Source organism: Thermodesulfovibrio sp. TK110 (assembly GCF_054658355.1).
This window is the reverse complement of the sequence record NZ_BAAHNB010000001.1, coordinates 1,091,005-1,103,555: the sequence shown is the minus strand read 5'-3', so window position 1 is coordinate 1,103,555 and position 12,551 is coordinate 1,091,005. Positions and strand designations below refer to the sequence as shown.

Here is a 12,551-nt window from a genome sequence, read left to right as displayed (position 1 = left end):
TTTAATGCGTGGATAGTTTTCTTTTGCTCTTTCATTGCAAAATTAAAGATGTAATGCATTATCTTAATACTTCTTTAAGAATCTCCATCACTTCCTCGGATTTTATATCAAAGAGGCATTTGCTTATTTTTGAGCCTTCGCAGCCATCCTGTCCGCAGGGAATGCAAATCCAGTTTCGCTGAATTACTATGTTTTTACCAAATCTCTGAATGCCGTTTCTTTGAGAATAAGGTTTTCCATTTGACTCATTATCCCATGGACCCCAATGAAATGCTCCACTTGGTCCAAAAAGTGCTACCACTGGTTTCCCTAAAGCTGCTGCTATATGCATTGGCGCTGTGTCTATACCAAAATAAAGATCACAGAGGGAAGAGACTGCTATAAGTTGCCTCAGAGTTAGTTTACCTGCAAGGTTTATTATAGATTCAGAAGGATATGAAGAAATATATGAAAGAATTGACTCAATTTTTTTAAGTTCTTTTTCATCTCTGGATGAGGTAAGAACTACTCTATATCCATTGGAAATCAACCATTTTATAACTTCTGCCATGTATTCGTCCTTCCAGCATTTAAAAAGCCATCTGGATGTGGGATGAATGTGGATAATTTTTTGATTAAAGGATGAGATTCCTTGTTTTCGTTCGGAATTACAGGGAAAAATCAGTTGTTTTGCCCAATTCTTTTCATCTTCTGTAATATTGAGAATTACTTCAGGCTTTCCCATTTTTAATCCCATTTTTTCAAGAACTTCAAGATTCTGAAGCACTGTATGCCTATGACCATCTATCTCAAAAATTTTGGTATAAATATATTTTTTCCCAAAAAATCCTTTTGATTTTATTCCTATCCTTGTTTTAGCTCCTGAAAAATATGATATTATTGCTGCTCTATCTCCTCCTGTAAGGTCTATGGTAGTATCAAAACCAATATTTCGTATCTTCTTTAGAAATTTAATCTCCTCAATGTATCTTTTAAATACAGGTAATTTTTTTATTTCTCTATCATAGATTATAATCTGGTCTATGTAAGGATTTTTCTCAAGAACCTCCTCTGTGCCTTTGTTTACCAATGCAGCAATAAATGAGTTCGGAAAATTCTCTTTTAAAGCCCTGAAAACAGGTGTTGTAAGTAAAACATCTCCTATATGACGAAGCTTTATAACAAGAATTTTTTTATACATCCTGTGAACTCCTCTACAGCTCTTTGAATTGTAAAATATTTTGCTTTTTTTCTTGCAAACTCTCCCATTTTTTCAGTATTTTCCATGGCAATATTTATTTTATCTGCAAGCTCCTCATGGGCAAATGGATCTTTTATGGTAAAGCCTTCTTTTCCTTCTTCAATGATTTCTGAGACACCATTGTTTATGGTTGTAATTACAGGAATTCCCGATGCCATAGCTTCAAGTGTTGCATTGCTGAAAGGATCATAAATTGTGGGAAGAACAAAAAGGTCAGCCATGGCATAAAAGCTCTCAATGTCTTTTCTTGCGCCCATAAAAAATACTTTATCTTCAATACCAAGATTTTTAGATATTTTCATGTATTTTTTTATATCTCCTTTCCCTATAATAAGAAGCAGATATTGTTTGTATTTTAAAATTGCCATTGCTTTAAGAAGAGTAATTAGCCCCTTTCTTCTAAATCCAGAGCCGACAAAAAGAATGATTTTTCTATCCGTTGGCAGTTTAAGTGTTTGCCTTAATTGGCTATGTTTTTTTCTGTTTTCCGGAGAGAATTTCTCAGTATCAACACCATTGTAAATTACGATAATTTTTGAAGAAGGGATTCCATAGTAATTGATTATTTCATTTTTTACCATATGTGAGTTTGCAATGATTAATGGAGTTTTTTCAAAGATTTGCCTTTCAAGCCTTAGATAATATCTGTGAAGAGGATTTAGTTTAAATGAGAATTTCTTTAATTTAGATTCAAAACAAGAGCGTAATTCAAGCCATCTTTTATGGCATCCTTCTCCGGCTCTGTAAATATGCTGTTTTGTGGTTCTTTCAAAGCTAATCACACAGTCAAACTCTTTAAGATTAATGTTGAGATTTCGGTTAAAACTATAAGCCCTCAAAAATGAACATAAAGGCAAAATCGGAACTTTGTGAAATAATACTTCTTCATTTTTTATCCATTTGTTGGCAAATATATGAATTTCCCATTCTTTTTTTTTCAAACTGCCTATAAGAGTGGAAAGATATTTTTCAGCACCACCGTGATAGGAGAAATTTCTTTTTATGAAAGCAATTTTCATTAAACTCTTATTCTATAATATATTTTGCTTAACAGTGAAGAGCTGTAAATTATCAACTTCTTATTAAGCCAGCTTTTGCCCTTATTTTTTATAGCAAGTCTTTTAATATGAAATGGATCATCTATGTTTGCTCCTCTTTGAGTTGTATATAAAGCCTTAAATCCCAGCTTTTTAGCTATTTCTTCTGCCTTACTGTCATAAACTCCTTTGGGCCAGGCAAGATGAAGAGGCTCTTTCCCCAGATTTTTAATTAGTAATTCCTTTCCCAGGTTTAAATCATCTTTCAGCGCCTCATAATCAGCCATTTCTATGAAATTAGGTATTTTATGCGTGTGTCCATGACTCTGTATATCAAAAACGCCTTCATACTGCATTTCTCTGAGTTCATTCCAAGTGCACATTACCTCATGCTTTTTTTCTGAAAAAGCAAGCTTCCACATTTCTTTATGGGTGAAAGCAAGGTTATCTCTTTTAATATCTAAATCAGTTATAAAATCTGTTGCTACAAACAACAATGCCTTCATTTTGTATTTTTTGAGAAGAGGATAAGCATAAATATAGTTATCAATAAAGCCATCATCAAATGTGATAAGCAGACATTTTTTTCTTGGTTCTTCAGAATGTTCCATAAGATATAAAAATTCTTTACCATCAAGTGTTTTCCAGCCCTTTGTTTTCAAGCCTATTAGTTGTTCTTCAAAAACATCTGGAGTTACATTAAGAGTACTGTTAAAGGGCATTACATGATGATACATTAAAACAGGGATACTGTCCTGGAGCAATTTATTCTTCTATTTCGCTTATATTTTTTTCTTCCTTCTCTATAAATTCATCTGAATGAGTGTCCCATTTTTTATTCCAATCAGCCTGAGTTTTTTCCATCTTTTATTCCACTCCTGCCATCTTTTTTCAGACTGCTCCTGCATCTGCAAAAGCTGTTGATAAAGCTGTTCTATTCTGTCTTCTGTTTTTTTCTTGGGAGGATAATAAAGCTTTGTTATTTGAAGAATATATCTACGAAAAGAGGGATCTGTCCTTAAAATTGTTGGCAATTCAGTTTTAATTAACTTTTTTATTTCTTCAAGCTTTTTTATTTCTTCAAGATTGATTGATGCCATAATCTATAATATCATAATAAATTTTCTATTTTCCAAGCTTTTTTGCAAACTCCATCTCTTCTTCCTTTGATAGAAGCCTGCCCTGAAGCTTTTCCTTTAAAATTTCATCAAAAATCTTTTTATAAGCAGGTCCTGGAGGAATTCCGAGAGTTTTCAAATCTTCTCCGCGCAATAAAGGCTTTATTTCTTTAAGTTTTGTAAGATAAAAAGAAATTGCTTTTCTTTGCTGATTCTGTGCATAAACCATCATTAAAATTATTGTTTCTATGCTTAATGGTTTTAAGGCTGTGTATATTTCTACAGGAGATTCTTCAGAAGGAAAAGCTTTTAAGGCTTTCTCAGCGGAGATTATATTTTCAATAACCTCTTTTTTTATATTTTCTGGAATGCATATTCTTTGGAGAAACTCCTGCCTTTCATGGTCCTTCAGGTTCCAGAGTATTACCATTAAATAGATGAATTCTTTTCTATATTTTTCTCTCAAAAAAAGGAGTTCTATGGCTTGTACAGTTTCATAAGCTCTTGCAAGATCACTGTAAAGTTTTTTTTCTTCTAAGGAAGGATGAAGGATTTTGAGTAAACCATAATCGTCAAGCCTTTTTATTGAATGATGAGGTAGAGTTTCTTTTAAAAGTAAAATAAGTTCTTCATAAAGTCTTGGTCCTTTAAGTTTTTCAAAAATGCTCATTTTAACAGCAAGTTTTATTAAGTTTTCAGTGTGTTTTGATATTTTAAATCCCAGCTTCTCTGAAAATCTTATGGCTCTTATAGCTCTGGTAGGGTCTTCCACGAAGCTAAGATTATGAAGCACTCTTATTTTTTTGTCTTTTATATCTCTCTGCCCGCCAAAAAAATCTATGAGCAATCCAAAATCTTTTGAATTTAGTTTGACAGCCAGAGCATTTATTGTAAAGTCTCTTCTGTATAAATCTTTTTTAATGGACGAAGTTTCAACCTTTGGTAACGCTGCTGGTGACTCATAGTATTCTGTTCTGGCTGTTGCAATATCTATGTAAAAGCTCTTTATTTCGCCATTTTTTTTGATTTCTTTTAAAATTTTCGCAGTAGCAAATCTTGTATGAGGAATTACCTTGCCATCTATTTTTGAGGCAAGCTTCTGTGCAAAAGCTATCCCATCTCCTTCAACTACAATATCTATATCAGGGCTTGGTCTTCTCATAAGAAGATCTCTTACTGAGCCACCTACAAGATAAACTCCATATCCCATTTCTTCAGCAAGCTTTCCTGAAGTGCTCAGAATTTCATAAATTTCTTCAGAGAAAAACTCTTTCATTAGCTTTGCTACATTTTTTCTGGATTCTTCAGCTTCCACAGGCTTTGAAATCTTGAATTTTCTTATTAATTCTTCATACAGATTACGGAGTATATCAGTTCTGGTAATAACTCCAACGACTTTATCATCTTTAAGAATTGGAACAAATCTCTGATTAAGTTCAACCATGTTTTTTTCTATTTCCCATAAAGGTGTATCCTCCTCGGCAGTGTAAGCATCTGTTGTAGCAAAATCACCAACCCTTGATTGTTTCAGTCCATGGAAGATTGCTTTTTCAACAACTCCTCTTGTGATTACGCCAATGTATTTATTATTTTTAATTACGGGCATGGCATTTATGCCATATTTTGTCATCATTCCTTCAACTTCTTTAATTGGTCTGTCCCATTGTACAGAGATTACTGGAGTTGTCATTAAATCTCTGGCAACTTTTTCTGGTTTTATCTGCTGTTTAACGATTTTGACAAGCTCGTCAATAAGTAAATTAACAGGCCTTTCTTTTAAAGTGGCACTTCCTGCTGCCCAGTGCCCGCCTCCTCCAAATTCAGTTAGAATTAAACCTATATCAACCTGCGGAGTATTACTTCTTCCGATTATCAAAATTTTATCTTCCATTTCAATAATAAGAAAAAGCGCATCTGTGTCAATAATGTCCATTACTTTATGAGCAATGTGAGAAATGTCCTCAGGGTGTTCTTTTACAGCATGAGCGATATTAATTCTTATTCCATTAATTAAGTACTCCTGCAAGGAATTAAGAAGCTCATTAAGAAGAGATACTTCTTCCCGTGAGAGCTCTTCCTTAAGAAATTGAGAAATTATATTTAAATTTGCTCCTTTTTTAAGTAAATAAGCAACTGATAGCACATCTCTTTCAGTTGTTGATGGAAAAAGAAGACATCCTGTTTCTTCATAAATCCCCAGACACAGAAGCGTTGCTTCAAGAGGAGTTATAGAAATATTCTTTTTACGAAAAATTTCTGTAAAAAGGGATGCAAGAGCACCAATCTGCTCTGTTATCTCAAAATCTGCTTTTATATCATCTTCTCCCTTAGGATGATGATCATAGAGATGGATTTTTACTGTTTTTTTCAATAATTGAGCAAGTTCTCCAATTCTTTGAACACTTCTTGTATCAACAACTATCAAGGTTTTCACTTTATCTAAATCAATTTCTTTTAATTTTTTTATTTCAAAGGGCTTGAAAGTTTCAAAAAAAAGCTTAACCCTCTTTTCCATTGAGCCAGGTAGCACAACAACTGCCTCTGGATAAAGTTTTTTTGCTGCCATACATGAAGCAATAGCGTCAAAATCAGCATTAAGATGGGTTGTTATTATCTGCATTATTTCAATCTTTCACTCAGTTCTTTAAACTCAACCATTGCCTGATAATCATAAAGTGTAGAAATGGCTGAAGTATATGTTTGAATACCTGATTCTTCAACTGCAGCAATGGGATTTAATCCTCCTACAACTATAATACCAACCCTGTCTATTCCAACAGGAATGTCAAGCAAAGACTTATTTGGTTCGCCAAACATAAGAATTCCTTGAAATCCTTTGTTTTGCATCATTGAATAAATCTCTTTAACTTTATTTAGGCAAACTGTTGGAATCTCTCTAAAGCTTGCAAGAACTCTTCCAGAACCGTTTTTGGTGACACCTGAAACATCGGTCATCTTACCTCTTATAAATATTTCCAATGGGTCAAGTGATGTTCCGTCATAACTTATGAGAGCATTAAATCTATAAGGCTGTCCATCTCTTATTTCAAGAACTCCACCAAACCTTGATATAACAGGTATTCCATGTTTTAATAAAATAGCATTGAGCGTAACACTGCATACTGTTCCTATACAAACATGATCATCAGGGACGATAACGGTCTCATTATCTTTTTCTATAAAAACAATTCTTTTACTCATTACAAGTGAAGAGTTAAAAACATTTTCCATTGATTTGAAAGCTTTTTTAAGTTTGCTTTTTGGAATGTAGCTTAGATTGACAATAATTTTGCCCTTACAGGAATGTATATCAAAATCAGAAAGATAACTCAGCGTTTCAATTTTATTTATGATAAACCCGACTTTTTCAACTGTGCTTACAGTTTCAAGCTCCTGTCTGCCTTTTTCAGTTATAACTCTACCCTCTTTACCAAAGACTTTTGTCAAGCCTCTTTCATCAAGAATTTTCAGGTGATATCTAACTGTTCTTTCTGATAAATTTACACCATACATTTTTAATTTTTTTGCGATTTCTTTTGAACCTATTATTTTATTTTCTTTTGCAAGAATTTTCAAAATAGCTATAAGTGTGCGATTCATAAATCCTGGTTAACAAAAGTGTATAAAACTTACACTTCTGGTAGGCTTATTTGTATTCCGCCAATTCAGGTTAGCCATAAAGCCTACAGGCGGTATTTGGCTAACCCTTAGGGGTCCCCAAAAACTCAACGAGTTTTTGTGATGCCCCATAGCCCCTGCACCAAGCACAGGAACTAACCTTCTTGGTATCCTGTCCCAATCCACCAAGAATACTCTTAACGGAGATAAATCCCTTACAAAGGATTTACCAAGAACAGGAATACCAAGGGCTACCTTAACAGCTTTCCAGAGTTTATGAGAGCTTTTACACTCTCCCCTCACAGGTTCCTTCCATTGGTTTGCCTGCTGTTGGGGCTCTGAATCACTGTTAAGGCTTTGATTTATGTCTAAGCCTATAATGCCATTTTCTATTGTATATGTTAAAGCAGGTATGTATTCTTCATAGCTAATATTTGCATAAAACTTTCCATCTTTGATTTTTATTTCTACTGAGTATGGAAAATAATTACCTGTCAGTTCTACCTGTGTTAGTCTCCAGATAAAGTTTATCCATTTATCATTTTCTCTCTTAACACTTCTTATTACTTTTGCTTTTATCCATTGCCTGTTACCTGTATTTATCCTTAAAAACCAGTTATCACCATCTCTTACAAATCTTAAGTTCAGATTACCAGCTTTTGTTTTATCTCCTCTGGAGTATAACAGTAGTCTTTTTTCTTTCCATTCTTTTTTAAGTTTTTTACATCTTTTACCATTTAAGTGGCTTTTCTTTAACTTATTAAAGAGTCTTCTACCACCAAATATAATCTTTGCAGGATTTTTACCTGATTCTATAGCAGATTCCAAAACAGTTTTAGCTTTCATTACTGCATCATCCACATACCTTGAGTTAAGAGCAAATACTGGCTGTAAATCTTTTCTTTCTTTGTCTTCTAATAACCTGTTGTATGCATATCTCATACATGATGAGAATTTTCTCATCAGTGCCATGAGTGTTTCTTTATCGGTTTTAGGGATTTCTAACTCACATTGTAGGGTTATCATGAAATAATTTTGTATAATTTTTGTCAACTGTTTTAAACCTCCTTTTTTCAGTCTATTTAAGATTATACCATGGTTGATTTTTATAATTAAAAATTGTTTAAAATATAAAGTTTTTTAAATTTTTCAACTCTAAAAGGAGGCTAAAATGGATTTCTTTTTAGCTATTTTCCCAATTCTTGTTGTTTTAATAGGTATGCTTGTTTTTTATCGTTCAGGAAGCTTTGTTTCTGTAGTAGGATGGGTTCTTGCTGTAATTGTAGCAGTTTACTATTTTAAAACTCCCTGGAATGTGATATGGGGTGCTACACTTACTGGAATTGTTAAAGCCTTTGGTATATCCTTAGCTGTAGTATTTACAATGTTTTTGATATTTTTAATGAGAGAAACTGGAGCGTTAAAGAAAATCATTGAGTATGTAAAAGGCATTGCCAGAAATAAGGAGGAACAGACCCTTTTTATTGGAATGGGATTTGGTTCTTTAAGCACAGCATTGGGCATGGTAACTCCTGCGATGTTTCCACCAATTTTTTTACTACTCGGTTTTTCTCCTATTGCAGCTATTGGCGTAAGTATTCTGTGTTATGATCCTCTCACTTCTTTTGCTCTCTTTACAATTCCTTTAACACTGCCATCAAAAGTTGCAATGGCATTTGGAATTAAACCTCCTCGTATAGAAAACCTTAATGATTTTATCTGGGATTTTACTTTCAAGGTAACTGTTTTATTGCCTGTAATCTCGGTCATTTTTGCTTTTTTAATGCTCAAAGTTGTTGGAGGGAAAGAAGCTGTAAAGAAAAATTGGAAAGCAGCGTTGATTTCAGGTCTTGTGCTTTCAATTTCTGCTTTGATAATAGCTGGTTTCAGAATTCTTCCAGTAGAGATTATAGGAATTATTTCAGGATTAATTACCATGCTTACAGTTTATTTTATTTATCGCAGGAATAACAGTCAGCAGCAAAGCAGAGCTGTATTTAATAAAGAAGTTTTTAAATCCTGCCTACCATTTATTCTGTTAATAATAATTTCCCTCATTGTAAATATTCCTTCTTTAAAAATGAAGCTTGAAAATGTGCTTGGACAGAGAGAGGTTCTTAGAATCATCGCGGATAAAAAGGAGGATCTTAACATTCTTGGAAATGTCTGGTTCTGGATAATGGTTGTTTCTTTCATGTCCATATTCATACTTAGACCCACAGGAAAACAACTAAGTAATGTCTTCAAACTATGGATAACAAGAATATGGGGACCATTTCTTGCTTACTCACTTTTCTTTGCTGTAGCATTTATCATGGCATGGTCTGCAATGGAGGTTGTGAATGGTAAACTTGTGCCATCTCAATATTTTGCTCAGTATAATATGGACAGAATTATTGGAATCACTCTTGCAAATGTTTTTGGTCCTGCCTATCCTTTCATTGCACCATTTCTTGGTTTGTTTGGTGCTTTTGTGGGTGGAAGTGAAACAGCATCAAATGTTCTTTTTGCAAAGATTCAATGGGAGGCAACCCTTTCAACTGTAGGAGCAAATGCTTTTATGTGGATTTATGCAGCTCATGCAGTTGGTGGAGGTATAGCCTCTGCAATAACTCCTTCTAAGATTACAAATGCAGCTGCCACGATTGGTGTGGGAGGAAAAGAAGAAGCACAATTTATAAAAGCAGTTTTGTTTCCAGTTTTACTTATGTGTGCCATAACAGGCATAATGCTTATGATAATTGTTTATTTATAGCAAAATAAATTATCATTAATGCATGAAGGTAAAACTGAGGAGATTTTTTCAGTGCCAGAGTTGCGGATATATTTCACCAAAATGGATCGGACGCTGCCCTGATTGTGGTGCATGGAATAGCTTTGTTGAGGAAACTATAGAAGAAAAAGCTGAAAGAAAAACTTTATCAGAAATTCTTCATCCTGTTTCAATAACTTCCATTGAAATTACAGTATCAGACAGGTTTTTAACTGGAATTGCTGAACTTGACAGAGTTCTTGGTGGTGGATTAGTTAAAGGCTCTCTTATTCTTATTGGAGGAGACCCAGGCATAGGCAAATCAACCTTGCTACTGCAGGCATCCCATAATCTTTCAATACAGTATGGGAAAGTTCTTTATGTTTCAGCAGAAGAATCTCTTACACAGATAAAATTAAGAGCAGAAAGGCTTGGAATTAGTTCAGAAGGAATTTTACTTTTAAGTGAAACCCTTGTTGAGAAAATTATTGAATGTGCAAAAGAAACGCAACCAGTTGTATTGATTGTTGATTCAATTCAGACAGTTTACACTGAAGAAGCAGTTTCAGCGCCTGGCTCTGTAAGTCAGATTAGAGATTCTGCAGCAAAGTTTATGAATTTTGCAAAATCCACAGGAATCCCTGTTTTTCTAATCGGTCATGTGACAAAGGAAGGAGCAATAGCAGGACCTCGCGTTCTTGAACATCTTGTGGATACAGTTCTTTATTTTGAAGGAGACAGGGGATATGCCTACAGAATCTTAAGAAGCGTAAAAAACCGTTTTGGACCAACCAATGAAATAGGTGTTTTTGAGATGACTTCTCAAGGACTCACAGAGGTTGAAAATCCTTCCCTAATTTTTCTATCTGAACATGGAGTCTGCAGTGGTTCAGCCATTACAGCAACAATTGAGGGAACAAGGGCAATTCTTACAGAGATACAGGCACTTGTTGCACCTTCTCAATTTGGCATGCCAAGAAGGAACTTTAATGGAGTTGACTATCAGAGGGTAAACCTTCTGGTTGCTGTGCTGGAAAAGCGTGGTAGAATAAATCTTGCAGCTGCAGATATATTTGTAAATGTAGTGGGAGGACTTAAAATTGCAGAGCCTGCATCAGATTTAGCCATAATTTCTGCCATCGTTTCCTCTTTCAGAGATATGCCTTTGCCTGAGAGAACTGTTATTTTTGGTGAAGTCGGATTAAGTGGTGAGATTCGTGCAATATCTCAAACAGAGTTAAGATTAAAAGAAGCATACAGAATAGGTATGAAACAGGCAATTATTCCTAAAAGCAACTTTGAAAGACTTAAAGAAAATTATAACTTAAAAATAAAAGGAGTTAGCTCAATAAATGAGCTTCTTGAGATTACTGGCATTTAGTTTTGTAATATTTCTTATTTCTGGTTGTACTGCAAAGAAACCTGAGGTTTTGAAAGAGTTTTATGCTGAGAATATTCAGGATTTTATAAAAAAAATGCAAATTTATCAAGGCATTGAAAGTTCTTTAACTATTGATTATGAAAGCAAAGGAGATCTTCTCAGTGCAGATGCTTTAGTTAAAATCAACAAAAATGAAACACTTCTTCGCATTTATTACATGGGCTTTCCTGCAGGTGATGTTTATGAAAAAAATGGAGAAGTATCATCAAACCTATTGATAGAAAAAGATAAGGTAAAGCAAATCTTAACCGGGGTAAGAAAGGGTTTTATGTGGTGGGTTGGTGATTTTGAGATTAAAGAAAAAGACAATAACTTTATTTTGAAGGAAAAAAATACCGACAGAGAAGTTGTATTAAATAAAAATGGATTTATGCCTGTAAGCCAGAGTTTTACTTTTGAAAATCAGCAAATTTTAATAACCTATGATAACTTTAAACAGTTTCAGAGTGAGGATAAAACTTTACTTATGATGCCTTTTAGAATTATCGTTTACTACAAAAATAGAACCTTAAAAATCAATATAGAAAACTTAAAGCTAATAAATGGGTAAAAAGCTCGGACAGCATTTCTTAAGAAATCATGAAATTCTTCAAAGGATTGTGACAGTTTCAGAAATTACTCCTCAGGACAGAGTTGTTGAAATAGGCGCAGGAATGGGCGATTTAACAGAGTTATTAATTCAGAATGCAAAAGAAGTTATAGCAATTGAGATTGATCCTGTGCTTTTTAAAATTTTGAAGGAAAGATTTTCTCAAAGGGAAAATTTAAAGATACTAAATCAAAATGCCCTCAGGTTTCCATATGAAGAAATTGGAGAGTTTAAAGTTGTTGCAAACATTCCCTATTACATAACAAAACCGATAATTTTCAGACTAATTAAAGCTATAAATCTTGTTTCAATGACTTTAACAGTTCAGAAGGAGGTTGCTCAAAGGCTTGTTGCAGGTCCTCACTCAAAGGCATACTCTGCTTTGAGCATTATTGTTCAGTATTATACAGTACCTGCAATAAAATTCTATATTCCTCCTAAATTTTTCACTCCTCCGCCAGAGGTTGAATCAGCAGTGATAAAAATGGACAGAAGACTCTATCCAGCTGTAAGAGTAGTTGATGAAAAAATGTTTTTTAAAATTGTTAAATCAGCTTTTAGTCATCGGAGAAAAATGATATCCAATTCTTTAAAATTAGTTATTGAGAAGTCAAAAGAATTTTTAACTCAAATCGGCATAAATCCCATGAAAAGAGCAGAAGAGCTTTCAATTGAGGATTTTGCTTACATTACCAATGAGCTTTGCAAATTCTGCAAAAAATAATGCAATTTTTGCAAACAATAAAGGTAATAGTT

General features: G+C 33.8%; 11 protein-coding genes. 4 read left to right on the top strand and 7 right to left on the bottom strand.

The window, feature by feature from the left end; translation table 11 throughout:
- Positions 1-58 precede the first annotated feature (58 nt).
- The 7 genes from rfaQ to ACYQ3X_RS05690 form a co-directional block, all read right to left on the bottom strand.
- A complete protein-coding gene (rfaQ, locus tag ACYQ3X_RS05720; RefSeq protein ID WP_460180858.1) occupies positions 59-1,180 on the bottom strand; it encodes a putative lipopolysaccharide heptosyltransferase III in 1,122 nt (373 codons plus the stop codon).
- Positions 1,156-2,259, bottom strand: coding sequence for a glycosyltransferase family 4 protein (locus ACYQ3X_RS05715; protein ID WP_460180857.1), 1,104 nt, complete (start codon positions 2,257-2,259; stop codon positions 1,156-1,158). Before ACYQ3X_RS05715 ends, rfaQ begins: the two co-directional genes overlap by 25 nt.
- A complete protein-coding gene (locus ACYQ3X_RS05710) occupies positions 2,259-3,014 on the bottom strand; it encodes a polysaccharide deacetylase family protein (protein ID WP_460180856.1) in 756 nt (251 codons plus the stop codon). The genes ACYQ3X_RS05715 and ACYQ3X_RS05710 overlap by 1 nt, the downstream gene beginning before the upstream one ends.
- A 66-nt stretch (positions 3,015-3,080) precedes the next feature.
- Positions 3,081-3,377 (bottom strand): hypothetical protein, encoded by a 297-nt coding sequence (locus ACYQ3X_RS05705; protein WP_460180855.1) that lies wholly within the window; start codon positions 3,375-3,377, stop codon positions 3,081-3,083.
- 25 nt (positions 3,378-3,402) lie between these two features.
- Positions 3,403-6,015: a CBS domain-containing protein gene (locus tag ACYQ3X_RS05700; RefSeq protein WP_460180854.1), complete on the bottom strand. Its 2,613-nt coding sequence runs from the start codon at positions 6,013-6,015 to the stop codon at positions 3,403-3,405.
- Entirely contained in the window at positions 6,015-6,995 is a 981-nt protein-coding gene (locus ACYQ3X_RS05695; protein WP_460180853.1) for a DUF128 domain-containing protein, read from the bottom strand. Before ACYQ3X_RS05695 ends, ACYQ3X_RS05700 begins: the two co-directional genes overlap by 1 nt.
- 9 nt (positions 6,996-7,004) lie before the next feature.
- A complete protein-coding gene (locus ACYQ3X_RS05690) occupies positions 7,005-8,066 on the bottom strand; it encodes a hypothetical protein (RefSeq protein WP_460180852.1) in 1,062 nt (353 codons plus the stop codon).
- Positions 8,067-8,184: 118 nt separating this feature from the next.
- Here ACYQ3X_RS05690 and ACYQ3X_RS05685 point away from each other — a divergent pair, with 118 nt between their 5' ends.
- The 4 genes from ACYQ3X_RS05685 to rsmA are packed head-to-tail and all read left to right on the top strand — an operon-like array spanning position 8,185 to position 12,519.
- Positions 8,185-9,768: an L-lactate permease gene (locus tag ACYQ3X_RS05685; RefSeq protein ID WP_460180851.1), complete on the top strand. Its 1,584-nt coding sequence runs from the start codon at positions 8,185-8,187 to the stop codon at positions 9,766-9,768.
- A 22-nt stretch (positions 9,769-9,790) separates the two neighbouring features.
- Positions 9,791-11,146, top strand: a complete 1,356-nt coding sequence (gene radA, locus ACYQ3X_RS05680; RefSeq protein WP_460180850.1) for a DNA repair protein RadA — start codon at positions 9,791-9,793, stop codon at positions 11,144-11,146.
- Entirely contained in the window at positions 11,118-11,756 is a 639-nt protein-coding gene (locus tag ACYQ3X_RS05675) for a hypothetical protein (RefSeq protein ID WP_460180849.1), read from the top strand. The genes radA and ACYQ3X_RS05675 overlap by 29 nt, the downstream gene beginning before the upstream one ends.
- The gene (gene rsmA, locus ACYQ3X_RS05670; RefSeq protein WP_460180848.1) at positions 11,749-12,519 is read left to right on the top strand and encodes a 16S rRNA (adenine(1518)-N(6)/adenine(1519)-N(6))-dimethyltransferase RsmA; all 771 of its coding nucleotides are present in this window, start codon (positions 11,749-11,751) and stop codon (positions 12,517-12,519) included. Before ACYQ3X_RS05675 ends, rsmA begins: the two co-directional genes overlap by 8 nt.
- The last annotated feature ends 32 nt before the right edge of the window (positions 12,520-12,551 follow it).